Source organism: Pseudarthrobacter sulfonivorans (genome assembly GCF_001484605.1).
Taxonomy (GTDB): Bacteria; Actinomycetota; Actinomycetes; order Actinomycetales; family Micrococcaceae; genus Arthrobacter; species Arthrobacter sulfonivorans_A.
Window position 1 is genome coordinate 4,519,698 of record NZ_CP013747.1, and the last position, 22,519, is coordinate 4,542,216.

Annotated in this window: 19 protein-coding genes and 1 riboswitch; of the genes, 16 read left to right on the forward strand and 3 right to left on the reverse strand. The window is 68.0% G+C overall.

Annotation, left to right across the window (positions count from 1 at the left end; translation table 11 throughout):
- Positions 1 to 26: 26 nt before the first annotated feature.
- Entirely contained in the window at positions 27 to 1,004 is a 978-nt protein-coding gene (locus tag AU252_RS20555) for a LysR family transcriptional regulator (RefSeq protein ID WP_058932299.1), read from the reverse strand.
- A gap of 122 nt (positions 1,005 to 1,126) precedes the next feature.
- Between AU252_RS20555 and AU252_RS20560 the strand changes: the two genes are divergently transcribed.
- The 12 genes from AU252_RS20560 to AU252_RS20615 all read left to right on the forward strand — a co-directional run bounded on the left by AU252_RS20560 (position 1,127) and on the right by AU252_RS20615 (position 14,725).
- On the forward strand, positions 1,127 to 2,005 hold the full coding sequence (locus tag AU252_RS20560; protein ID WP_058932300.1) for an FAD binding domain-containing protein: 879 nt from the start codon (positions 1,127 to 1,129) through the stop codon (positions 2,003 to 2,005).
- Positions 2,006 to 2,010: 5 nt separating this feature from the next.
- A complete protein-coding gene (locus AU252_RS20565; protein WP_058932301.1) occupies positions 2,011 to 2,547 on the forward strand; it encodes a (2Fe-2S)-binding protein in 537 nt (178 codons plus the stop codon).
- Positions 2,544 to 4,937: an aerobic carbon-monoxide dehydrogenase large subunit gene (locus tag AU252_RS20570; protein ID WP_058932302.1), complete on the forward strand. Its 2,394-nt coding sequence runs from the start codon at positions 2,544 to 2,546 to the stop codon at positions 4,935 to 4,937. Before AU252_RS20565 ends, AU252_RS20570 begins: the two co-directional genes overlap by 4 nt.
- Before the next feature lies 1 nt (position 4,938).
- Positions 4,939 to 5,898: an XdhC family protein gene (locus tag AU252_RS20575; protein WP_058932303.1), complete on the forward strand. Its 960-nt coding sequence runs from the start codon at positions 4,939 to 4,941 to the stop codon at positions 5,896 to 5,898.
- Positions 5,882 to 6,523, forward strand: coding sequence for a nucleotidyltransferase family protein (locus tag AU252_RS20580; RefSeq protein ID WP_058932304.1), 642 nt, complete (start codon positions 5,882 to 5,884; stop codon positions 6,521 to 6,523). Before AU252_RS20575 ends, AU252_RS20580 begins: the two co-directional genes overlap by 17 nt.
- Positions 6,520 to 7,443 carry an AAA family ATPase gene (locus AU252_RS20585; RefSeq protein ID WP_083510498.1) on the forward strand — a complete coding sequence of 308 codons (924 nt, stop codon included), beginning with the start codon at positions 6,520 to 6,522 and terminating at the stop codon, positions 7,441 to 7,443. Before AU252_RS20580 ends, AU252_RS20585 begins: the two co-directional genes overlap by 4 nt.
- Positions 7,436 to 8,689, forward strand: coding sequence for a vWA domain-containing protein (locus AU252_RS20590; RefSeq protein ID WP_058932305.1), 1,254 nt, complete (start codon positions 7,436 to 7,438; stop codon positions 8,687 to 8,689). The genes AU252_RS20585 and AU252_RS20590 overlap by 8 nt, the downstream gene beginning before the upstream one ends.
- Positions 8,689 to 9,465: an SRPBCC family protein gene (locus AU252_RS20595; protein ID WP_058932306.1), complete on the forward strand. Its 777-nt coding sequence runs from the start codon at positions 8,689 to 8,691 to the stop codon at positions 9,463 to 9,465. The genes AU252_RS20590 and AU252_RS20595 overlap by 1 nt, the downstream gene beginning before the upstream one ends.
- Positions 9,466 to 9,473: 8 nt before the next feature.
- Entirely contained in the window at positions 9,474 to 10,601 is a 1,128-nt protein-coding gene (locus tag AU252_RS20600) for an XdhC family protein (RefSeq protein WP_058932307.1), read from the forward strand.
- Between the two features lie 310 nt (positions 10,602 to 10,911).
- A complete protein-coding gene (locus AU252_RS20605; protein ID WP_058932308.1) occupies positions 10,912 to 11,304 on the forward strand; it encodes an ANTAR domain-containing protein in 393 nt (130 codons plus the stop codon).
- 92 nt (positions 11,305 to 11,396) lie between these two features.
- Entirely contained in the window at positions 11,397 to 12,986 is a 1,590-nt protein-coding gene (locus AU252_RS20610) for a succinic semialdehyde dehydrogenase (protein ID WP_058932309.1), read from the forward strand.
- The gene (locus AU252_RS20615) at positions 12,983 to 14,725 is read left to right on the forward strand and encodes a GMC oxidoreductase (RefSeq protein WP_058932310.1); all 1,743 of its coding nucleotides are present in this window, start codon (positions 12,983 to 12,985) and stop codon (positions 14,723 to 14,725) included. Before AU252_RS20610 ends, AU252_RS20615 begins: the two co-directional genes overlap by 4 nt.
- A gap of 41 nt (positions 14,726 to 14,766) precedes the next feature.
- Here AU252_RS20615 and AU252_RS20620 read toward each other — a convergent pair whose 3' ends face one another.
- A complete protein-coding gene (locus tag AU252_RS20620; protein ID WP_058932311.1) occupies positions 14,767 to 15,264 on the reverse strand; it encodes a MarR family winged helix-turn-helix transcriptional regulator in 498 nt (165 codons plus the stop codon).
- Positions 15,265 to 15,397: 133 nt separating this feature from the next.
- Here AU252_RS20620 and ribA point away from each other — a divergent pair, with 133 nt between their 5' ends.
- From ribA to AU252_RS20635, 3 genes are all read left to right on the forward strand, one after another.
- Positions 15,398 to 17,281: a GTP cyclohydrolase II RibA gene (gene ribA / locus AU252_RS24835; RefSeq protein WP_058932312.1), complete on the forward strand. Its 1,884-nt coding sequence runs from the start codon at positions 15,398 to 15,400 to the stop codon at positions 17,279 to 17,281.
- Between the two features lie 73 nt (positions 17,282 to 17,354).
- Positions 17,355 to 18,332 (forward strand): dienelactone hydrolase family protein, encoded by a 978-nt coding sequence (locus tag AU252_RS20630; RefSeq protein ID WP_058932313.1) that lies wholly within the window; start codon positions 17,355 to 17,357, stop codon positions 18,330 to 18,332.
- Positions 18,333 to 18,457: 125 nt separating this feature from the next.
- Positions 18,458 to 19,921 (forward strand): protein adenylyltransferase SelO, encoded by a 1,464-nt coding sequence (locus AU252_RS20635; protein ID WP_058932314.1) that lies wholly within the window; start codon positions 18,458 to 18,460, stop codon positions 19,919 to 19,921.
- A gap of 69 nt (positions 19,922 to 19,990) precedes the next feature.
- Here the strand turns inward: AU252_RS20635 and AU252_RS20640 are convergent, their stop codons facing one another.
- Positions 19,991 to 20,833: a C40 family peptidase gene (locus AU252_RS20640; RefSeq protein WP_058932315.1), complete on the reverse strand. Its 843-nt coding sequence runs from the start codon at positions 20,831 to 20,833 to the stop codon at positions 19,991 to 19,993.
- Between the two features lie 3 nt (positions 20,834 to 20,836).
- A riboswitch (cyclic di-AMP (ydaO/yuaA leader) is annotated at positions 20,837 to 21,007 on the reverse strand.
- A gap of 214 nt (positions 21,008 to 21,221) precedes the next feature.
- Between AU252_RS20640 and AU252_RS20645 the strand changes: the two genes are divergently transcribed.
- Positions 21,222 to 22,514 carry a hypothetical protein gene (locus AU252_RS20645; RefSeq protein WP_058932316.1) on the forward strand — a complete coding sequence of 431 codons (1,293 nt, stop codon included), beginning with the start codon at positions 21,222 to 21,224 and terminating at the stop codon, positions 22,512 to 22,514.
- The last annotated feature ends 5 nt before the right edge of the window (positions 22,515 to 22,519 follow it).

Genomic DNA, 22,519 nt, shown 5'->3' on the forward strand with positions numbered 1-22,519 from the left:
CGTTGAGCAGCAGCGCGGGGGCAGCATCAGCTCCAGAGGGCCACGTGGATCTTCGATCCACGACGCTCAAGTCCACGTGAGCCGCCCGGGGCGATCATCGCGGCGGTGGCATCCGCTGTGGTGACGAAGCGCTGTAGCGTCCGTGCCGTGGTGGTTGTCCGGCGGCGGTCCAGGGTAGTCACCCACCAGAGACCGGACACCGGAGTTCCCACGACGGGCACACGGACCAAGGCCCCGCTCTGTAATTCCGCCCGGACAATGTGCCCGATTGCGAGCATGGTGCCTTCGCCCGCCCTGACGGCGGCGAGGGCGTCGGTTTCACTGCTGAGCCGGATGATCTCCGGCGCCACGCCCGTCGAGGCAAGCCACCGGCCTTCATCCGAGTGCTCCTGGATCCCTGAGGGCCCGGCGAACCACGGACGGTCCAGCAACTGCGCGAGCGCCACCGGGCCGTGCAGCCCCGCGAGGGGATTCGTTGCCGCCACTACGAAGACCCGCTGGTAGCGGAGGAAGGGGATCATCTCCAGCTCCCGGCCGGCTACAGTGGCGACGGTCTCCGCTGGCCGGGCTCCAAGGGCGATGTCGTAGGCGCGCTCCAACAGCAGAGAGGCAATATCGGCCGCAGACTCCACGACCACATCAACCGAAACCCCGGGAACCCGTTTTGTGAACAGGTCCAGCAGCCTCCCCGCAGCATGTTCCGCGAAAGGAGCCGTCGCTACGATCCTCAGCCGCCCCGTGTCCGTCGAGGCGTGGGAAACCTCCCACCGGGCCCGGTCTGCCAGGCCGATGATTTCCTGGGCATAGTTTGCAAGCGCCCGGCCGCCGGCCGTCAGAGCGATGCCGCCATGGGCACGCACAAAGAGCGGGTCGCCAAGGTCCTGCCGAAGCGCAGCGATGGCCGTGGACACGGCGGGCTCGCTGACGCCGAGGGCAGCCGCGGCGGCATGAAGCGAGCCAAGCTTTGCCACGAGCGCAAAGGTCCGCAATTGGCTCAACGTCATCGACACGGCTTCATAACCTTTCGCTTATGACGATATTGACACCCCGTTTCCGCCGGGGCAACACTTGCCTCAATCCGGTGCTGCCCAACGCCGCCCGGCCACTTCGGAGTGAGGTAGGGACTATGCAGATTCCGGCTCCATTTGACTATGTCCGGGCCACGACGGTGGACAACGCCCTGGAACTTCTCGCACGCCATGGGCCCGATTCCCGGGTAATTGCCGGGGGGCACAGCCTCCTGCCAATGATGAAGCTGCGGCTGGCCCGGCCGGAGTGGCTGATCGACATCAACGACCTCTACGAGCTCGATTTCATCCTCCGCGACGGTGACCGGCTGCGTATCGGTGCCATGACCCGCCACACGACGCTCCTGGAGTCCGCCGAGGTCGCCGGACATTTCCCCATTGTCCGGGACGCCGAATCTGTGATCGCCGACCCGATTGTGCGCAACCGCGGAACCATCGGCGGTTCGCTCTGCCAGGCCGACCCGGCCGAGGACCTGTCCACGGTCTGCAAAGTCCTGGGTGCGGAAGCGGTCATCCGCGGACCCGGCGGCGAGCGCATCCTCTCCATGGTCGACTTCCACCGTGGCCCTTACGAGACCGCGGTGGGTCCGGACGAGCTGCTCTGCGAAGTCCGATTCCCCATCCGTACCCGCTCGGGCAGCGCCTATGAAAAGGTTGAACGCCGCGTGGGCGACTGGGCTGTCGGCGCGGCCGGAGCGGCCGTCTCTCTCGCCGAGGACGGCACCATCGACGACGCCTCCGTCGGACTCACCGCGCTCGGCCTCGACCACACCGTTGCCGAGGCCGCGGCCCTGCTGCGGGGGCAGCTCCCCCAGGAGGAGCTGTTCGTTGAGGCCGGACGGCTGGCCGCCGCTGCCTGCGATCCGGTGCAGGACCAACGCGGGCCGATCGACTACAAACGACATCTGGCCGACGAGCTCACCCGGCGGGTTTTGCGGCTTGCCTGCTCCCGCGCCGCCCAGACACAGGAAGGCTGAAGCAGATGCAGATCAGCATGACCGTGAACGGAAACGAAGTCACGAGCGAGATTGAACCCCGTGTTCTCCTGGTCCACTACATTCGCGAGGTCTTGGGCCTGACCGGCACCCACTGGGGCTGCGACACGAGCAACTGCGGGACATGCGTGGTCTTGATGGACGGGCAGCCGGTGAAATCCTGCACCGTCCTCGCGGCCATGGCCGCCGGGCACGACATCCGCACCGTCGAGGGACTGGCCACGGGAGGGACACTCGATCCCGTCCAGCAAGGGTTCATGGAGGAACACGGACTGCAGTGCGGATTCTGCACCCCCGGAATGATGCTGACGGCCCGCGCCCTGCTGGATAAAAACCCGCATCCGAACGATACCGAGATCCGGCAGGCCATCTCCGGACAAATCTGCCGGTGCACGGGCTACGCAACAATCGTCCGCTCGGTGCAGTGGGCAGCCGCCCACCCGGCTGGCGTCACCGACAGCACAGACACAGCAGACACAGCCACTGTCGGCGCAGAAACACAGGACACAGAGGTGAAGGCATGACCGTCATCCACGAGCGGCCGAGCAATCCGGGGGCCGGCGACGAGGACCGCCCGATCGGCTTCGGCCGCATCCAGCGGAAGGAAGACCCGCGCTTCGTCCGGGGCAAGGGCCACTACCTCGACGACATCGTCCTGCCCGGGATGCTGCACGGCGCCATTCTGCGGGCCCCGGTAGCGCACGCCCGCCTGGTGTCCATTGACACCACCAACGCCCTGGCGCATCCCAAAGTGGTGACCGTCATCACCGGCAAGGACCTGCTGGGCCTGAAGCTCGCGTGGGCGCCCACCCTCTCCGCAGATGTCCAGGCAGTGCTGGTGACCGACAAAGTGAGGTTCCAGGGGCAGGAGGTCGCCTTCGTTGTTGCCGAGGACCGCTACGCCGCACGCGATGCCCTGGAGTTAATCGACGTCGAATACGACGTGCTGCCCCCGCTGGTCGACGCGCGCAAGGCCCTCGACCCGGACGCGCCCGTGATCCGTGATGAAATCGAGGGCCGGACGGACAACCGGATCTTCGACTGGGAAATAGGCGACAAAGCCGAAACCGAGGCGGTGTTCGCCTCCGCCGACGTGGTCGTCAGCCAGGAGATCGTCTATCCGCGGGTGCATCCCGCGCCTATGGAGACCTGCGGCGCCGTCGCCGACTACGAACCGGTCGAGGGGAGGCTGACGCTGTACGAGACGACGCAGGCACCCCATGCGCACCGGACCCTGTACGCGATTGTCGCCGGCATCCCGGAGCACAAAATCCGCATCGTCTCTCCCGATATCGGCGGGGGGTTCGGCAACAAAGTGGGCATCTACCCCGGCTACATTCTCGCCGTCGTCGGCTCGATCGTCACCGGCCACCCGGTGAAGTGGGTGGAGGACCGCTCCGAGAACCTGATGTCGACGTCGTTCGCGCGCGACTACATCATGCAGGGCGAGATCGCAGCCACCAAGGAGGGCAAGATCCTCGCCGTGCGGACCAACGTGCTGGCCGACCACGGGGCGTTCAACGCCACCGCGCAGCCGACCAAGAACCCGGCCGGCTTCTTCTCCATCTTCACCGGCAGCTATGACCTGAAGGCCGCGTACTGCACCGTCACTGGCGTCTACACGAACAAGGCCCCGGGCGGGGTCGCCTACGCCTGCTCGTTCCGCGTCACGGAGGCCGTCTACCTGGTCGAACGGCTGGTAGACATCCTGGCCCGGAAACTCGAGATGGACCCGGCGGAACTGCGGCTGAAGAACTTCATTAAACCGGAGCAGTTCCCCTACGCCAACAAGACCGGCTGGATCTACGACTCGGGCAACTACGAACCCGCCATGCGGCTGTCCATGCAGCTGGCCGGCTATGACGAGCTCAGGCGTGAGCAGAAGGAAAAGCGGGCCCGCGGAGAGCTCATGGGCATCGGCGTCTCGTTCTTCACCGAGACCGTGGGCGCAGGCCCGCGCAAGCACTTCGACATTGTGGGCCTGGGAATGGCCGACGGCGCCGAGCTGCGCGTCCATCCGACCGGCAAGGCCGTCGTCAGGATCTCGGTGCAGACCCAGGGGCAGGGCCATGAAACGACGTTCGCCCAGATCGTCGCGGAGGAACTCGGCATCGCGCCGGAGAACGTCGATGTTGTCCACGGCGATACCGACCAGACCCCCTTCGGCCTCGGCACCTACGGCAGCAGGTCGACGCCGGTCAGCGGCGGCGCCGTGGCCCTCGTTGCCCGCAAGGTCCGCGAGAAGGCGAAGCTGATCGCCGCGGCCATGCTGGAAACCCGTCCCGAAGACCTGGAATGGGAAAAGGGACGCTGGTTCGTCAAGGGTGACCCCAGCGTCGGGAAGACCATCGCCGAGATCGCCATGGGCGCCCACGGCACGGTGGCCCTGCCCGAAGGAATCGACGGCAACCTGGACGCCGAGGTGACCTACGACCCGCCGAACCTGACCTTCCCCTTCGGCGCCTACATCTGTGTGGTCGACGTCGATCCGGGCACCGGACACGTCAAGGTGCGGCGCTTCATCGCGGTGGACGACTGCGGGACGAGGATCAACCCGATGATCATCGAGGGCCAGGTGCACGGCGGACTGACCGATGGCGTCGGCATGGCCCTGATGGAAATCATCGAGTTCGACGAGGCCGGGAACTGCCTCGGCGGATCCTTCATGGACTACCTGATCCCCACGGCCATGGAAGTGCCGGACTGGGAGACCGGTTTCACCGTCACCCCGTCCCCGCACCACCCGATCGGCGCGAAAGGCATCGGAGAGTCAGCCACCGTCGGCTCACCGCCGGCGATCGTGAACGCCGTCGTCGACGCACTGGCACCCTTCGGCGTCACGCACATGGACATGCCATGCACCCCGGCCCGCGTCTGGGCCGCCATGCAGGGCCGGGCAAGGCCTCCGATCTGACATGACCTCCACCGCAGAATCCCTTGCGGCCCGCGCGAACGAACTCGCCGGCCGCCGTGAGCCGTTCGTCCACGCCACCGTTGTCCGCGCCCAGCGGCCGACCATCGCGCACGCTGGCGATACCGCACTGGTGCTCTCCACCGGCGAGATCCAGGGCTTTGTGGGCGGGAACTGCGTCGAGGCTTCGGTGCGGGAGTACAGCCTCCAGGCGCTGGCTACGCAGGAACCGCTCCTCCTGCGCGTGGTTCCCGGCGAACCCTCCCGAACCGCTGAGGAGGGCGCCGTCGAGGTTTCCAACCCGTGCCTGAGCGGAGGGGCAATCGAGATCTTCCTTCAGCCGCGCATTCCGGCCCCCCGCGTCCTGGTGGTGGGCACGACGCCGGTGGCCCAGGCCCTCGCGACGCTGGGATCCGGCGTCGGCCTGGCAGTCGAGCTCACCGACGGCGACTCTGCGGACCCCCGGACGGACGATGCCGCGCTGATCGTCGCCTCGCATGGCAAGGCGGAAGAAGGCGCCCTCGAGGCGGCCCTGCGCGCCGGTGTGCCCTACGTCGCCCTCGTGGCCAGCGAGATCCGCGGGGCCGCCGTGCTGGACTCCCTCGACGTCGACGACGTATTGCGCGGGCGGGTCTTCACACCCGCGGGCCTGCAGCTCGGGGCCCGCACCCCCGGGGAGATCGCGCTCTCGATCCTTGCCCAGCTCATTGGGGAGCGATCCAAGGCGAGGCACGCCACACCGGCGGCGGCCGTACCGGCGGCAGAATCTTACGCGGCTCCATCTCCGGGAACTGCCGCACCGGCCGCGCCGGCGAGCGCGGTCGACCCCGTCTGCGGCATGAACGTTCCGGCTGTTGAGTCGTCACTGCATGTCCAGCACAAAGGTGTCACCGTGTACTTCTGCTCGCCCGGCTGCCGTGCCGCCTTCCGCAAGGATCCTGAGCGTTATGCCCTCGTTCCCTGAGCCCAGGACTGCAGGCATCATTCTGGCTGCAGGAGGATCCCGGCGCCTCGGCCGGCCGAAACAGCTACTTCCCTACGGCGAGGGCGTCCTGCTCGACGCCGTCCTGGCGACTGCCCGGAACTGCGGCTTCGCCCAGACGGTCCTTGCGCTGGGAGGCTCCGCCGAGGAGGTGCGGCAGACCGTCGACACCAGGGACTGCGACATCGTGCTCAACCCGGACTATGGCGACGGGTGTTCCTCCTCCATTGCCGCGGCTCTTGCGGTGCTGCAGCCGGAGACGGATGCTGTGGTCCTCCTGCTCGGGGACCAGCCCGGGGCCCGGTCCGAGAACGTGCGAGCGTTGCTCGGCGCCCTGTTCAGCGGCCCGTCGAACGTTGTGGGCGGCGCCGGGGGCGGCGGCATTGCCGTGTGCCGCTATGAGGACGGCATCGGCCATCCCCTCGCGTTCGCCCGGCGGCTCCTTCCGGAGCTAGCGGCCCTGCACGGCGACAAGGGGGTCTGGAGGCTGCTGGAGCAGAGGGAGGCCGACGTCGTCGAGGTCGCCACCACGGGCTCCATCCCCCTGGACATCGACACCGAGGAAGACTACCGGCGGCTCCTGGTCAGGTTGCAGGGGGCGGCATGACCAGGGCGGCGCGGTCCGGAGCGGAGGAGGATGTGCAGCTGCGGGTCCCCGACGTCGCGTCCCTGATGGCAGCGCTGGACCGTAACGACTACCTGGCCGACGTCGGACTCGCCACGGCGCTGTTCCTGGCCGTGCGCCTCCCGCAGCCCATCCTCCTGGAGGGCGAAGCCGGGGTGGGCAAGACGGAGGCCGCGAAGGCGCTGGCCCAGCTCCTCGATACACCGCTGTACCGGCTGCAGTGCTACGAGGGGATCGACGCCGGAGAAGCGCTCTACGAATGGAACCACCAGCGCCAGCTCCTCGGGATCCGGCTGGCCGAGGTCCGCGATGCCGCCGTGACCGAAACCGACCTCTTCGGGCCGCAATACCTGCTGCGCAGGCCTCTGCTGCAGGCGATTGAGCACCCCGGGCCCCGACCCGCAGTGCTCCTCCTCGACGAGATTGACCGTGCCGACGCCGAGTTCGAGGCGTTCACCTTCGAGCTGCTGGCCGAGGCCGCGGTCACCATCCCGGAGCTGGGCACGATCCGGGCTACCCATCCCCCGATCGTCGTCCTGACGTCCAACCGGACCAGGGACCTGCACGACGCGCTGACCCGCCGGTGCCTCTATCACTGGATCGACTACCCGGGGCCGGGCCGCATCGCCGAGATCGTGCGCCGCCGGGTGCCGGCCAGCAGCGGGCCGCTGGCGCTGCAGGCTGGTGCCGTGGTCACCAGACTCCGTACCTTGGACCTCGCCAAGCCCCCGGGGATTTCGGAGGCAATCGACTGGGTTTCCGCCCTCGCCGTGCTGGGCGTGGAACGCATCGACGCCGGGACGGCGGAGCAGACCTGGGGCTCGATCGTCAAGAACCGCGACGACCTGGAGCTGGTCGGCGCGCGAGGGGCAGCCTGGCTCGTGGGCGGCACCGATGGCTGAGGGCACCGGCTCCGTGTCGCCGACGGTTGAGGCAGCCTCCCTGTCCGCCGCCTTCGTCACAGCACTGCGGAGGGTCGGGCTTTCGAGCTCCCCGTACCAGGCAGCACGGCTGGCCGAGGCACTCCAGATGGTCCCGCCGACCGCCCTCGAACAGCTGTACTGGACGTGCCGGGTGGTCCTGGTGTCCACCCGCGAGCAGCTGCCGGTTTTCGACGCCGTGTTCAACGCCGTGTTCCGCAACGGATTTGACCCCGCCGCGCAGCTGGGCGGCCCGGCTGCGCCGGCCGCATCGCCGTCGCTCGGCCCCGATTCACGCATCACGCCCTCTCCCGCCGACGCACGGGCAGCGGAGAATCCGCCCAGCTGGCAGCCGCTTCCGGCGGTGGCGTCAGCGGGCCGGGACGGCTCCGAGGACCGCGCCGGCCCTGGACGGGAGGCCGTCCTCGCCATGGCCTCGGCCGAGGAGCACCTGCACGAAATGTCCTTCACGGAGCTCTCCCCTGAGGAAGTCCTCGAGGTCAGGCGGCTGGCCGCCCGGATGCTGCTGGCGACACCGGCGCGGCTGAGCCGCCGCACCCGCAAGTCCGCACACAGCAGCGCCCGGCTGGACGTCCGGGCCACGGTGCGAGCGGCCCGGCGGTCCGGTTCCGACGCCACCCGGCTGCTCTATGCCCGGCGGCGTGAGCAACGGCGCAAGCTGGTGTTCCTGTGCGACGTCTCCGGTTCGATGGAACCGTACGCCCGCATCTTCCTGTCGCTACTGCAGGGCGCGGTGGCGAGTGCGGGGGCCGAGGCCTTCGTGTTCTCCACGCGGCTGACCCGGCTGACCAGGCAACTGTCGCAGCGCGATCCTGACCAGGCGCTGGCCCGCGCCGCTGCCACCGCCCCCGACTGGGCAAGCGGGACCCGGATCGCCGAGAGCATTCGACGGTTCGTGGACGAGCACGGCCGCCGCGGACTGGCCCGGGGCGCGGTGGTTGTGGTGCTCTCCGACGGCTGGGCCCAGGAGGACCCGGAGCAGGTGGCGGTGCAGATGGCCCGGCTGCGGAGGCTGGCGTACAGGATCGTCTGGGTGAATCCGCGCAAGGCTGCGCCACAATACCAGCCGCTGGCGGGCGGGATGGCAGCCGCCCTGCCGTACTGTGACGCCTTCGTCAGCGGCCACAGCTACACGGCTTTGGCAGAGGTGGCAGCCGCAATCCGCGCCGACGGCCGGTCATCACTTGAGAGGCAAAGGACGAGCTAATGCAAATTGACAGCACATTCTCGGTAGTCGCCCCGATCGACAAGGTATGGGACACGCTCATGGACTTTGAACGGGTGGCAGGCTGCCTCCCCGGGGCCAAGATCCTGAACAAGCTCTCAGACGACGCGTACCAGGTGGGCATGACGGTGAAACTGGGCCCCGTGAGCATGCAGTACAAGGGCCTGCTGAACGTCGTCGAGCGCAATCCGGCCGAACACCGCGCCGTGCTCGGCGGAAAGGCGCAGGAGACGCGCGGGCAGGGCACCGCCGAGGCATCGGTCACCATGGTCCTGACGGAAGATGGCGGCACCACGCGCGGGACGGTCTCCGCAGACCTGGCACTCTCCGGGAAGGCCGCCGCCATGGGAAAGGGCGTTATCGGCAGCGTCACGGAGCAGATGATGTCCCTCTTCGCCGGAAACCTGCAGGCCATACTGGCAGAGCCGGCTCCGGAGCAGGCCGCTGTTTCCGAGACGGCTCCGCCGCCCGTCTCAGCGCCCGAGCCCGTCATCGCGGCGGGTTCGGCGGCGGGTTCGGCCCCGCCGTCGTCGGAGCTCCCGGGCCCCGCTCCGGCGCGCGTCCCCCCGGCAGCCAGCCGGCCCTCGGCGCACCCGGCCGGCAGCCTGGACGCATTGAGCCTCACGAAGGGCATCGCCGCGGATCAGCTCTCCAGCCCCGGCAAGGTCCTCGGCCTCGTGGCTGTGGTTGCGTGCCTCGCCTACTGGGCCGGCCGCAGGTCGGCATTCCGCATGCTCCGGCGCTGCGGCAGGCTCTGAGGACCGCCATGCGTGATGTTCTGGCCGCAATGATGCCGGACTGGCGGAAGGGCAGCACCTCCGGCCTGGCCACTGTCGTGAGCACTTTCAAGTCCGCCCCCAGGCTCCCGGGGGCGTCCATGCTGGTCACTGCCGGAGGCGATGCTGTCGGGTCGGTCTCAGGTGGCTGCGTCGAAGGCGCCGTCTATGAGCTCGCCACACAGGTCAAGGAGGAGGGCAAGCCGGTCCTGGTGCGCTACGGGATTAGCGACGACGATGCGTACGCCGTCGGCCTGACCTGCGGCGGGATCATCGACATTTTCGTGGAACCGGTGTCGCGGCAGAGCTTTGTCGAGCTCGACGACGTCGGACAGGACATCGCCGCCGAGCGCCGGGTGGGGGTCGCAACGGTGATCGAGCACCCGGACAGCAGCCGGCTTGGCCGGCACCTCGTCGTAAGGCCGGAAGGATTCGAAGGTGACCTCGGCTCCGAGCGGTCCAACCACGCCGTCGGCGATGATACTCAGGGCCTCCTCGCCGCCGGCCGGACCGGCATCCTGAACTACGGCCTGGACGGCGAGCGGCTCGACACCGGCATGCGGGTCTTCTTCGCAAGCTACGCCCCGCCGCCGCGGATGCTCGTCTTCGGAGCAATCGACTTCGCCGCGGCGCTGGCCCGGCTGGGGACCTTCCTCGGCTACCGCGTCACGGTCTGCGACGCCCGGGCCATCTTCGCCACTCCCGCAAGGTTCCCCGAGGCGGCGGAAGTCGTCAATGCGTGGCCGCACCGCTATCTGGCCGAACAGCTCTCCAAGGGCCTGGTGGACGAACGGACTGTCATCTGTGTCCTCACGCATGACCCTAAATTCGATATCCCGTTGCTGGAAGTGGCCCTGCGCGGCGGCCCCGTGGCCTTCATCGGAGCAATGGGTTCCCGGCGGACCCATGAGGACAGGATTGCCCGCCTGCGCCAGGCGGGGCTGGGCGAGGCTGAGCTGTCCAGACTCCACAGCCCGGTGGGGCTGGACCTGGGCGCACGTACCCCCGAGGAGACGGCGGTGTCCATCGCCGCGGAGTTCATCGCCAAGCAGTGGAGCGGGAGCGGGGAGCCGTTGAGGCAACTCGACGAGCGGATTCACCACGACGAGCTACGTTGATTGCCAACGACGCCGTTCGCTGGGCAATGACCGCTGTACTGCTGGCGGCGACGTTGTACTCGGCCTTCTGCGCCAGCAGGAAATCCTCGCTGGCCGCGCGGATCGACTATGGCCTCCATGCGGTGATGATGTCGGCCATGGTTCCCCCGCTGGCGCCCGGCGGCCAGTGGCCCGTGCTCCCGCAGCTTCTCCTTTTCGTCCTTGCCTCCTGGCGGTTCGTCATCCGGGCCGCGTCCCTGCGGTCAATCCACGGAGCCCGCCTAGCTAGGACCGCTGGCCCAGCTTCGTCGAAGCCGCCCGGCGCGAGAAGGTGCTGTCGCTCCTGGCGTTGCGGCTGCACCTGGAGGGCCAGGCCAGCGCAGGAATGATCTTCTACAGCTCCAGGCCGCACGGATTCGGCTGGGACGCCGTGGCAGCAGCCCATGCCTTGGCCGCCGAGGCGTCGAAGGGACTGCGCCTTGTCCTCCGGATCGTGTCACTGCAGGAGACTGAGGAGAACCTTAGGGCGGCCATGGCTTCGCGGACGCCCACGGATCTCGCGCTGGGTGTCATCATCGGCCAGGAACGGTGCAGCTACGATGTTGCGCTCGAGTGGCGCTTCCGGGCATCACGGACGCGCAACGTCAGCATCCGCGATTTGGCGGCCGAGATTGTCGCCGCCGCGGACGAGCCCAACCCTGTGCGGATCCATTTCGACCACTGACCAGTGATGTCACGCGCCTGCCAGCGGGCATATAAAGCGCCCTGGCCCGGACCCGAGAAAACCGATACTCAACTATCAGGTACTCTGTGTCCATGTCATCAGAGACGCTGGCCAGCCACATCATCGCCCCCATCGAAACCTTCGCCGTGGATCCGGCCCGCGTGCGGATCCTTGTCGCCCATGCCCGGCATACCGCGGACGCCCAACTTGAACTGATTCACACGCCGCTCACCGGCGGCCCGCTCGCGTCGCTGCCGCTGTCTACTGAGGCTGACGTCGCGGAGGCCTACGCCCGGGCCGGGCAAGCCCAGGTCGAATGGGCGCGCAGGTCGTTCAAGGATCGCCAGCGGATCATGGAGCGGTTCCATGACCTCGTCCTGGACCGCCAGGCCGAGATCCTCGACTTCATCCAGCTCGAGTCGGGCAAGTCCCGGGGCCACGCCTTCGAAGAGGTCGCCGACGTCGCGGTGACGGCACGCCACTACGGCCGCGCCGCGTCCCGCTACCTCAAAACCCGCCGCCGTTCGGGCGCCTACCCCGTGTTGTCCCAGGCGCGCGAGCTGCGCCATCCCAAGGGTGTGGTGGGCATCGTCTCGCCGTGGAACTACCCCTTCAGCCTCGCCGTCACCGACGCGATCGCCGCACTCGTGGCGGGCAACGCCGTCGTCCTGCGGCCCGACCGTCAGGCGAGTTTGTCGGCCCTCCTCGGCGTCGAGATGCTGCGTGATGCCGGGCTTCCTGAGGGCGTCCTCGAGGTGGTCCTGGGTGACCGCCGCGTCGGCCAGGCCGTTCTGAACCGGGCCGACTACGTCTGCTTCACCGGCTCGACGCCCGTGGGCCGGAAGGTCGCGGAATCCCTGGCCGGCCGGCTGATTGGCTACTCCCTGGAGCTCGGCGGGAAAAACGGCGTGTACATCGCCGGCGACGCCGACCTCGACAAGGCCGTGACCGGAACCATCCGCACGTGCTTCGCATCGGCGGGACAGCTGTGTATGTCGGCAGAGCGGGTCATCGTGCACGAGGGGGTGGCGGATGCCTTCACCACAAAACTCATCGCCGCGGTGGGGGCCATGAAGATCGGCACATCGCTCGACTACAGCAATGACATGGGCTCCCTGGCTTCGTCATCGCAGCTCGATACAGTCACGGCACACGTTGAGGATGCGAGAAGGCGCGGCGCCACCGTCCTCACCGGCGGCAGGCACCGCCCGGACCTCGGCCCATATGTCTATGAGCCCACACTGCTGTCAGGCGTCACGGAGTCGATGCTGTGCCGGAACGAGGAGACGTTCGGCCCCGTGGTGGCAATTTACCGCGTGGCGGACGATGCCGAGGCCATCCAGCTCATCAACGACACCGAGTTCGGCCTGCACGGCACCGTGTTCACGGGCAGTGTCCGCCGCGGCCGGGAGCTTGCGGCCAGGATCCGAACGGGCACCGTGAGTATCAATGACGCCTACACCGTCGCGTGGGGCAGCATCGGCTCGCCCATGGGCGGCATGAAAGCCTCCGGGGTGGGCCGCCGGCACGGCTCCGAGGGCATCCTGCGCTTCACCGAGAGCCAGACTGTGACGGCCCAGCACCTGCTGCCGTTCGGGCCCTCGTTCGGAATGTCCGACGGCGACCACTCCAGACTGCTGACCGCCCTCCTGCGCGCGCTCAAGACAGCGGGAAAGAAGTGAATGCCCAGGACGACGACGGCCCGGCCATTGACCACGATGTCGTTGTCATCGGCTCCGGTTTCGGCGGCTCGGTCGCAGCGCTGCGCCTCGCCGAGAAGGGCTACGACGTCCACGTGCTTGAGGCTGGCCGCAGGTTCGAGGACGGAGACTTCGCCAGGACATCGTGGAACCTCCGCAAGTACCTCTGGGCCCCGAAATTCGGCTGCTTCGGCGTCCAGCGCGTCCACAGGCTCCCGGACGCACTGATCCTGGCGGGCGCCGGCGTCGGCGGTGGCTCCCTCAACTATGCGAACACGCTTTACATCCCTCCGGCGCCGTTCTTCCAGGACAAGCAGTGGGGCCACATCACCGACTGGCAGGACGAGCTCGCGCCGCATTACCGGATGGGGCAGTCAATGCTGGGTGTGGTGACCAACCCGTGCGAGGGCCCGGTGGAGCAGCTGATGCGGGCTGCCGCGGACGAGCTCGGCGTTGGCCACACGTTCAAGAAGGCGCCCACCGGAGTGTTTTTCGGCATGCCGGGTGTCCGTGTCCCGGACCCCTACTTCGGCGGAGCAGGGCCCGAGCGCACCGGCTGCACGGAGTGCGGCAACTGCATGGTGGGCTGCCGAGTGGGGGCGAAGAACACCCTGACGAAGAACTACCTGGGCCTGGCCGAAAAGCTCGGCGTGCGCGTGACGCCGCTGCGCACCGTCGTCGCCGTACGCCCGCTCACCGACGCCGAAGCGCCGGCATACGAGATCGTCACCGAGCGCACGGGGGCCTGGACCAGGCGGGGCAAGGACCGGCAGGTTCTCACCGCCAGGCACGTGGTTTTTGCGGCCGGTACCTGGGGGACGCAGTCGCTTCTTCACGAGATGCGCGACGGCGGTCAGTTGCCCGGGCTGTCGGAAAGCCTGGGGGTTCTCACCCGGACCAACTCTGAGGCGCTGCTCGGTGCCATGACGTCCCATCGCCCGCCGAAAGGCATGGACCTGACCAAGGGTGTGGCGATCACGGCCTCGTTCCATCCGGACGAGGACACGCACATCGAAAACGTCCGCTACGGCAAGGGCTCCAACGCCATGGGGGCCCTCTCGACGCTGGCGGTGCCGGGTGATGGGCGGCTGCCACGCTGGGTGCGGTTCATCGGCGTCGCTCTCAAGAATCCGCTGGCGATCCCAAGCATCGAGCCGACCCCCTGGAAGTTCAGCGAGCGCACCATCATTGGCCTCGTGATGCAGACCCGGGACAACTCGCTGACTGTATCGGGCAAACGGCGGCTCTTCGGCGGCCGCAAGCTGACCTCCCGGCAGGGTCACGGCGAGCCAAACCCGACCTACATCGAGCCGGGCCACCGGGCGATGAACGTCATCGCACGGCTCCTGCAGGAGCGCGGCGGGCGCAGGACTTACGCCGGAGCGACACTGGGGGAAATCTTCGACGTCCCGCTCACCGCCCACTTCCTCGGCGGCGCCTGCATCAGCGACAGCCCGGAGAGCGGCGTCATTGACCCCTACCACCGGGTCTGGGGCTACCCTGGCATGCACATCGTGGACGGTGCAGCGATCTCGGCCAACCTCGGCGTTAACCCGTCGCTGTCCATCACGGCCCAGGCGGAACGCGCGTTCTCGCTCTGGCCCAACAAGGGAGAGGCGGACGCCCGTCCGGCGCCGGGCGAGGCCTATGTGCGCATAGAGCCGGTGGCTGCGCTGCGCCCGGCCGTCACGACCTTCACCCACCAGAGCGCGCGGGTCTGACGACCGGTCACACCTAATCGTCCGACGGCGCCCTGCTCATTTCAGAGCGGGGCGCTTTCGCGCAGGCAGCGGTCCTCTGGGTCAATGGCGCCCATGATGCGTTTTCCGATGCTGCCCAGCTGGCGCGACTGCGCCTTCGTGAGGGGATCAAACACGAGCGCCCGGACTGCTTCCACGTGCCCCGGAGCGGTTCGGGTGATCTTCGCCCAGCCCTCGTCGGTGAGTGTGGCCAGCGTGATGCGTCCGTCGGCAGGGTCCGTGGAGCGATGCACCCAGTCCCGCTTCTCCAGCCGGCTCACAACCTGGGACAGGCGGGGGAGCCCGGACTCGGTGAAACCTGCGAGGTCGCTCATCCGGCGTGTGCGGGCGGGAGCCTCGGACAGGCCGGCCAGGACCATGTACTCGAAGTGGCTTATGCCGGCGTCCTGCTGCAGCTGGGCATCCAGGGCGCCGGGCAGCTTCATCATCACGGCGACCAGCGTCAGCCAGACTTCGCGTTCGTCACTGTTCAGCCATCGCGGTTCTTCGGCACGTTCCATAGCCCGAGTCTACGCTTTTACTTCACGAATGAAGTTTTATGTCGCTCAAATCACTTGCATCGTGAAGTAATAGGCGGTAGCTTTTACTTCAATATTCAAGTACTTCCTGCCCTGACATTCCTGAGGAGCCCAGATGACCGTTATGTCCGAGACCGTCGCGCGGCCGTTCGAACAACCGGCCGCCGTCCGCAGCCAGGTCACCGTCCCGCTGCGGTTCCCTGACGGCTTCGCGGCCACCGCTGAGATCATGACGTTCCACGGGCTGGCCGACGGCAAGGAGCACCTGCTGCTCGCCCTCGGCGAATGGGAGCAGACGCTCCTGGACCAGGGCCCGGAAGGTACAGCTCCGCTGGTCCGGCTGCACAGCGAGTGCCTTACCGGCGACGTGTTCGGCAGCGAGCGCTGCGACTGCGGACCCCAGCTGCGCGAGGCAGTCGAGGAAATTGCCGCCGTCGGGGGCTTCCTGCTGTACCTCCGGCAGGAGGGGCGCGGCATCGGCTTGTACTCCAAGCTCGACGCCTATGCCCTGCAAGACACCGGACTGGACACCTACGAAGCCAACGTTGCCCTGGGCCGCGGCGAGGACGAGCGGGACTACAGCGCCGCCGCCCAGATGCTCGGCGCGCTTGGCGCCGGCCGGATCCGCCTCCTCACCAACAACCCGGACAAGGTAGGGCAGCTGACCGCCCTCGGCGTTGACGTCTCGGAGCAGGTCCCCACCGGGGTGCACCTCTCGGCGGCCAATCACCGCTACCTGGCCGCGAAGCGCAGCCATACAGCGCACACCATCGAGCTGCCCGCAGAGGTCCTTCCGGCAGAAGTCCAGACAGCGGAGACCCTGCCGGCAGAGATCATTCCTTCCCATGACGAGCTGCTGTCCCGGGTGGATGCCCTCGTTCCCCGGCTGCGGGAGCGTGCTGCGGAAACCGAGGAGATCCGCCACATTCCGGAAGCCACCATGGCTGAACTGAAGGCGGCGGGCGTGTTTCAGATGCTCGCGCCGAAGGCCGTGGGCGGCTTCGGCCTGGGGCTGGAAACCTACGTGGAGGTGGTTCGCCGCCTCGCCCGGGGATGTGTCTCCACGGCCTGGAGCGTCGGGCACCTGGTGGAACATGTCTGGATGCTGGCCCGCTGGCCGCAGGAAGTCCAGGATGAAGTCTTTGCCACCGGGCCGGCCCCTTTGGCTGCCGCAACCGGCGCCCCTCCAGGGAAAGCAGATAGGGCTCCCGGCGGGTTCATTATCTCGGGCCGCTGGAGCTTCGCCTCCGGCATCATGCACTCCGAGTGGGCGCTCCTGGCCGTGCAGCACGGTGACGTCCGCCTGCAGTGCCTGGTCCCGGTGTCCGATCTTGAGCTCCTGGACGTCTGGCACACGGCCGGCCTGCGGGGGACCGGGAGCAACGATCTCCGGACGGAGAATCTCTTTGTCCCGGCGCACCGCGCCCTGGAATGGAATCTCCTGGCCGCCGCTGATAACCCCGGCAGTCGCATCCACCCGGATCCGAGCATCCACACCCCGATGGCCACGTTTCTGAACATGGTTGCCCCGGCCGCCGCTTTGGGGGCTGCTGAGCACGCCATCGAGGCGTTCCAGGACCTGATGATGGTGCGCAAGGTCAAGCAGACGACGCAGGCGCGGCAGGCGGATTCGCCGCTCGCGCAGGCCCGGTTCTCCCAGGCCTACGGGGAGGTGGCGACTGCGCGGCTGCACTGGCAGGAAGCCGTCCGAGTGGTGGCCGATTCCTACGGCCGGCGGCCTGTCGCTTTCACCGATGAGGAGCGGGCGCGGTACCGGCTTTCGCTGGGTCTCAGCGGCGCGGCGTCGGCCGAGGCTGTCCGCCTCATCCTGACGGGATCCGGCGGGAGTGTGCACCGGCTGACGCACCCGCTCCAGCGGATCCAGCGCGATGTCAACGTACTGCTCAACCACGCCTCGCTGACCATGGATCCGATTCTGGAGCAGGCAGGCCGCGGACTTCTGGACCTAGGGTTTTCCATCCCGGCCGAGCAGTTCTGACCGGGCGCATGGGACCCCTTGCAGGACCGCCATTATCGGAGAAGGATATGAGCCTCACTCGAGGAGGCCAGCCATGGTCCAGCTTGGAAAGTTTGAGCGGTACCTGATCGAGGAATTCTTCGACGACTACCGTGCCGGCGCAATGACCCACCGCACTTTCACCCGCCGGGTCGCATTCATCATGGGAAGCATGGCGGCGGCGTCTGGCGCGATGCTGCTCGTGGGATGCACACCCGAGGAAGTCCCACGCAGCACCGACCCCATGCCCACGCCCACCCCGTCATCGTCGACGGCCGGCACCGGCACCGCGGCTGCCGGGGCAGTGCCGGGGGCCAAGAGTCCGCTCTCCGTCCCGGAGGGCGCCGCGGGGCTTACGACGGCGACCGTGCTGTTCCCTGCAGACGGAACCGATATCAGTGGTTACCTCGCCCGGCCCGAATCCGGTGCAGCCGGCCCGGCGGTGCTGGTCTGCCACGAGAACCGCGGACTGACCCCGCACATCCAGGACGTTGCCCGGCGCTTTGCCAAGGCCGGGTATGCGGCGTTGGCCCTTGACCTGCTGAGCAGGGAAGGCGGCACCGCCAGCCTTGATTCCGACGCCGTCTCCGGTGCACTGACCAGCGCCGGGGCCCCACGCCATGTTGCTGACTTCGCCGCGGCCTTTGACTACCTTCAGGGCCAGGACTTCGTGGACTCCGGACGCATCGCCATGAACGGGTACTGTTTCGGCGGCGGCATTACCTGGCAGGCGGCAACCGAGCTGGCCGGGCTGAAGGCCACTGCGGCGTTCTATGGTCCGGCGCCGGACCTGAACAAGGTGCCGGCCATCAAGGCCGCGGTGTTCGGGGTATATGCCGAACGCGACGCGCGGATCACCGGCGCGATGCCGGGCCTCCGCGATGCCCTGGACGCCACCACGGTGACGCACCAGCTCACCGTTTACCCCGGCGTGGACCATGCCTTCCACAACGACACCGGCGAGCGCTACAACGAAACCCAGGCCACGGCTGCCTGGAACGACACCCTCGCCTGGTTCGGACAGCACGTCTGAGGGGTGACGCCAGTACGTCGGATCTGAGTAGCGCCATCTGACGTTTTGATCCTCCAGAACGACAGATAGCGCTACTTAGCTGGGAGGGCGGGGCACTCACCCGCGGCCGCGGGTAGTCTTGAAACATGAGCACCGCAATCCCATTAACGCTCACCTTCGGCGGGCAATTCGCCCGGGAACTCGAGGAGCTGGCGGTTCCCTGGCAGGCGGAAGAAGCACCTGACCCGCAGCTGCTGGTCCTGAACGAGCCGTTGGCCACCGAGCTGGGCTTGGACCCGTCCTCGCTGCGGACGCCCGAGGGGACGCGGCTGCTCATCGGCAACCAGATTCCTGAAGGTGCCACACCGGTGGCCCAGGCCTATGCCGGCCACCAGTTCGGCGGCTACTCACCGCTGCTCGGCGACGGGCGGGCCCTCCTGCTGGGTGAGGTCACGGACATCCACGGGCAGCTTCGGGACATCCACCTCAAGGGCTCCGGCCGGACACCGTTCGCCCGCGCAGGTGACGGTCTCGCCGCCGTCGGTCCCATGCTGCGCGAGTACATCGTCAGCGAAGCCATGCATGCCATGGGCATCCCCACCACGAGGTCCCTCGCCGTGGTGGCCACGGGCCGACCCGTCCGCCGCGAAACCATGCTGCCCGGTGCCGTGCTCACCCGGGTGGCGAGCAGCCACCTGCGCGTCGGCAGCTTCCAGTTGGCCCGCGTCAACGGCGAGACGGACCTTCTGCGCCGTCTGGCCGATCATGCCATCAGCCGCCATTACCCGGACGCGGCGCTCGCCGGCAAGCCCTATCTCGCGTTCTTCGAGGCGGTCATAGCCGCGCAGGCGTCCCTGGTGGCGCAATGGATGCTGGTGGGCTTCGTCCATGGCGTGATGAACACCGACAACATGGCCATCTCCGGCGAGACCATCGACTACGGTCCCTGCGCGTTTATGGACGCCTTCAACCGCGGCGCGGTCTACAGCTCCATCGACGCGGACGGACGCTACGCCTACGCCAACCAGCCGGTCATTGCCGAGTGGAACCTCACCCGGCTCGCCGAAGCACTCCTGCCCCTGCTCCATGAAGACCAGGACCAGGCCGTGGCGCTCGCCGTGGAATCCCTCGGCGCCTTCCGCACGCTGTACAGCGCTGCCTGGTCAGCCGGCATGAAGTCCAAGCTTGGGCTGCTCCCGGACACGCACGACGACGTCGCGTCGCCCCTGGTGGACGGCGTGCTGGCGCTGCTCCAGGAAGGCCAGGTGGATTACACCTCCTTCTTCCGGCGCCTCGGCTCGGCGGCCCGCGGCACCCCGGAAACTGCGCGGTCCATGTTTGCGGACCCGGGCGCCTTCGACGCCTGGGCCGCACGGTGGCTGGCCCTGGCGCCGGACGCGGACCTGATGGACCGGGTCAACCCCGTCTACATCCCCAGGAACCACCTGGTTGAAGAGGCTCTGGATGCTGCTATTGCGGGCGACCTGGACCCATTCAACCGGTTGGTGGACGTCCTGGCCGATCCGTACACGCAGCGCCCCGGGCTGGAACGCTACGCCGGCCCCGCCCCTGAAGACTTCGGGAGCTACCGGACCTTCTGCGGGACCTGAGCGAACACCAGGGATGGACGACGGCGGCGCGCGGCCGGGTGCCGCCCGCCGCCGTCGAGCATGGTCGGATCACGCTACGCGGACGAAGGACGCTCCGGCGAGCCAGCTGATGGAGTGCACTTCGGTTTTGTAACCGTCCACCCCGCCACTGACTACCTGGCCGTTGCCGGCGTAGACGCCGACGTGGCCGGCCGTGATGACCAAGTCACCGGCGGCCGGAGTGCCCACCACGGTGCCGTACTGGTAGAACTGGCCGGGTGCGAGGTCTCCGACGCTCTTGCCAACGGAGCGCAGTGCCTTCTCCACCATCGCGGTGCAGTCCTGCTGCACTCCGAGCTGCGAATAGGCGGAGGCCAGGATGGGCGCGCCGAGTGAACCTGCCGGAGCCTGGGCCGCCGGTGCGGCGGTGGAGGCCAGGCGGATGCCGGTGTTCGCCGGAGCCGCTGGTGCTGCCGCGGCGGGTGCCGCGGGTGCCGGTGCCGGTGCCGGTGCGGTGTAGCCAGCACCGGGGATCTGGATCTGATCGCCGGGGTAGATGATGGTGGTCAGCGACAGACCGTTGACAGCCAGCACGTCGTTGAGTGCGACGCCGTACTGGGTGGAGATTGCGCCCAGTGTGTCGCCTGCAACGACAGTGTGGACGTTGGCTGCGGCGGGAGCCGGGGCAACTGCGGCCGGGGCGGGTGCGCTGGCCTGGCCCTGAACGTTGACACTCCCGAAGTTGTCCGGGCCGTGGACTCCGGCCTGTGCCGGGGCGCCGACGCTGAACAGCAGGCCGGATGCAGCAACGGCCACAAGGGCCGGCCGGCCGAACGTCAGGGCGCGCGCTTTGGCCGTCGAAGACAGGCCTACAAGCACGGTTGAGCGGTTAGAAACAGCACGGTGGCGTGCGGAAGTGAAATTCTTGGACACGGTTGATCGCCTCTCCCATGCCTGCGGGGTGAGCTGTCGGGTTCGGGTCGGAGATACCCGGCCGGTAGCGGCGCCGCACGGAACGGAGCGATACCGACTTAACCCCAAGGCTTCGCAAGAAGCCGTGGAAACGTGGTTCCCCCGTCCCTGCCAGCTGGAAAGCGACTGGATCCCGGTCAGCGGCAGGGCTCGGCATACTGGCGGGAATGGTCCGGCTTGAGCCGGGCCACCGTTCGACCATAACTTCCAATTATCGGCAATGTCACATTCCGGTAACGGAATGTAGGTGTGAAATCCACCCGTGTTTCAGCGTGGATTCCCTCCTCATCGGTAACGATGTTGCAGGTCAGGCCCCGTAATCCGTATATGCCCGGTAAGCTCACCAACTATGTCCCGGATTGTTCAAAAAATGCGGCTGCCCGCCCTCGCCGGCCTGCTGGCGGTCGCCCTGGCGGGGTCGGCTGCGCTGCTTCCCTCACATGCCGCCGATGACGCGCCGCCGGGCGGCTATCCCTCGTGGCAGGACGTGGAGAACGCCAAGCAAAGCGAGGCCGGCAAAGCGGCAGAGGTCACCAGGATCAACGGGCTGCTGGGCGGACTCCAGACCGAAGCGGAGGCGCTGGGCAATGCGGCCGTAACGTCCGCCGCGGAGTACGCCGTGGCCGAAGCGGCGCTTCAGTCCGCCACTTCCACTGTGGACGCACTGACCGCGCAGACCGCACGCGCCGCGGCCGAACTAGGACAGTACAAGAAGGAAATCGGGGCTCTTGCCGCCCAGTCGTACAAGACCGGTGGCACCAACGTGGGCTTCTTCGTTGCCCTCGACGCCGTGCAGAACAACAGCATCCAAGGCCTGAATATCGTCCAGATCGTCAGCGATAAGACTGCCGCCCTGGTGAACAAATCCGCAGCCGCCGAACGCATTTCCCGCGCCCTGGCCGATCAGGAGCAGACAGCCAGGGCCGAGCGCGAGCGCCTGTCCGGCGAAGCCAGAACCAAGCTCAATGCCGCCCAGTCCGCCCGGCAGGCCATGTCCCGGCAGATCGCGGAGCAGCAGGAGCACGGCCAGGAACTGACCGCGCAGCTGGCCTCCCTCAAGGGCACCACCGCTGCGGTGGAGGGGGAGTTCCGGCAGGGCCAGGTGGCCTTGGCCGCATACGAAACGGCGCAGGCCGCCAAGCGGGCCGCGGCGCAGGAACAGGCACGCCAACAGGCGGAGGCGGCAGCCAAGGCGGCGGCCCTCGCCGCTGCACAGAAACCGGCTCCGGCCCCACCTGCTGTACCGGGAGTGCCCGCCCCGCCTCCAGTCCCGAGCCCGACGCCGGTCCCGCCGCCCGTCGTCGTCGTGCCTTCCGTTCCGGGCGGCGCTGTCAACGACCCCGCGGGCGCCAAGAACTACGCAGCCGGGCAGTTCGGCGCCTACGGCTGGGGCCAGGACCAGTTTCCGTGCCTGGCGTCGCTGTGGACCAAGGAGTCGAACTGGCTGACCACCGCCACCAACCCGTACTCGGGCGCCTACGGCATCGCCCAGTCGCTGCCGGCCAGCAAGTATGCCAGCGCTGGCAGCGACTGGCTCACGAGCTACCGGACCCAGGTCAATTGGGGCCTGTCGTATATCGCTGACCGCTACGGGTCACCGTGCAGCGCGTGGAACCATTCCGTGGCCAACAACTGGTACTGACCTGC

Bases quoted from the DNA above. Each gene is read 5' to 3' on its own strand.
- AU252_RS20620 (WP_058932311.1), bottom strand. From the start codon at position 15,264: ATGGAACGTGCCGAAGAACCGCGATGGCTGAACAGTGACGAACGCGAA.
- AU252_RS20585 (WP_083510498.1), top strand. From the start codon at position 6,520: ATGACCAGGGCGGCGCGGTCCGGAGCGGAGGAGGATGTGCAGCTGCGG.
- AU252_RS20565 (WP_058932301.1), top strand. From the start codon at position 2,011: ATGCAGATCAGCATGACCGTGAACGGAAACGAAGTCACGAGCGAGATT.
- AU252_RS20610 (WP_058932309.1), top strand. From the start codon at position 11,397: ATGTCATCAGAGACGCTGGCCAGCCACATCATCGCCCCCATCGAAACC.
- AU252_RS20630 (WP_058932313.1), top strand. From the start codon at position 17,355: ATGGTCCAGCTTGGAAAGTTTGAGCGGTACCTGATCGAGGAATTCTTC.
- AU252_RS20580 (WP_058932304.1), top strand. From the start codon at position 5,882: ATGCCCTCGTTCCCTGAGCCCAGGACTGCAGGCATCATTCTGGCTGCA.
- AU252_RS20595 (WP_058932306.1), top strand. From the start codon at position 8,689: ATGCAAATTGACAGCACATTCTCGGTAGTCGCCCCGATCGACAAGGTA.
- ribA (WP_058932312.1), top strand. From the start codon at position 15,398: ATGACCGTTATGTCCGAGACCGTCGCGCGGCCGTTCGAACAACCGGCC.
- AU252_RS20645 (WP_058932316.1), top strand. From the start codon at position 21,222: ATGTCCCGGATTGTTCAAAAAATGCGGCTGCCCGCCCTCGCCGGCCTG.
- AU252_RS20600 (WP_058932307.1), top strand. From the start codon at position 9,474: ATGCGTGATGTTCTGGCCGCAATGATGCCGGACTGGCGGAAGGGCAGC.
- AU252_RS20635 (WP_058932314.1), top strand. From the start codon at position 18,458: ATGAGCACCGCAATCCCATTAACGCTCACCTTCGGCGGGCAATTCGCC.
- AU252_RS20575 (WP_058932303.1), top strand. From the start codon at position 4,939: ATGACCTCCACCGCAGAATCCCTTGCGGCCCGCGCGAACGAACTCGCC.
- AU252_RS20560 (WP_058932300.1), top strand. From the start codon at position 1,127: ATGCAGATTCCGGCTCCATTTGACTATGTCCGGGCCACGACGGTGGAC.
- AU252_RS20555 (WP_058932299.1), bottom strand. From the start codon at position 1,004: ATGACGTTGAGCCAATTGCGGACCTTTGCGCTCGTGGCAAAGCTTGGC.
- AU252_RS20570 (WP_058932302.1), top strand. From the start codon at position 2,544: ATGACCGTCATCCACGAGCGGCCGAGCAATCCGGGGGCCGGCGACGAG.
- AU252_RS20590 (WP_058932305.1), top strand. From the start codon at position 7,436: ATGGCTGAGGGCACCGGCTCCGTGTCGCCGACGGTTGAGGCAGCCTCC.